A 623-nucleotide genomic window follows, 5' to 3' on the forward strand; every position below is an offset into this window, starting at 1 on the left:
CGCGCACGGAGCGCCGGAACAGTTCACGAGTTGCCGGGGTCGGGGTGGGGCGAGCGGGCAAGATGGCGGCGTGGACCCCGAGACCGTGAGCAACATCTTCGCCGTGGCGCTGTTGATCGCCGCGGCGGCGACGATCGTGACGGTGGCGATCCCGTCGACCCGGGCGGTGCTGGCACAGTACGCACCGATCGTCGTGGCCGTGGCAGCCATCGGTGCGACCGCGGGAAGTCTGTACTACTCCGAGGTCGCCAACTACACGCCGTGTCTGTACTGCTGGTACCAGCGCATCGCGATGTACCCGATGGCCGTGATCGTGCCGCTCGCGCTCGTCGTTCGAGACCGGGGAATCCTCCGCTCCTCACTCGCCTTGGCGGGAATCGGTCTGGCGATCTCGATCTACCACATCCAACTCCAGCTGTTCCCGGACCAGGGTTCGAGCAGTTGCGGTCTGACCAGCCCGTGCACGGCGAAGTGGGTCGATGCGCTCGGGTTCATGTCGATCCCGCAGATGGCCGGGATCGTGTTCGGCATCATCGTCGTCACCAGCATCGTCGGCCTCCGCTGCCGCCCCTCGACGGCCACCCACCCCAGCAACTCGTGAACAGTTCCGGCGCTCCGTGCGC

The 623-nt window shown here is 67.1% G+C and carries 1 protein-coding gene; it reads left to right on the top strand.

The features are described 5' to 3' along the window. Positions 1-70: 70 nt before the first annotated feature. Positions 71-601 (top strand): disulfide bond formation protein B, encoded by a 531-nt coding sequence (locus ON45_RS20645; protein WP_051063508.1) that lies wholly within the window; start codon positions 71-73, stop codon positions 599-601. Positions 602-623: the final 22 nt, after the last annotated feature.

The organism is Ilumatobacter nonamiensis YM16-303 (assembly GCF_000350145.1).
Classification (GTDB): Bacteria; Actinomycetota; Acidimicrobiia; order Acidimicrobiales; family Ilumatobacteraceae; genus Ilumatobacter_A; species Ilumatobacter_A nonamiensis.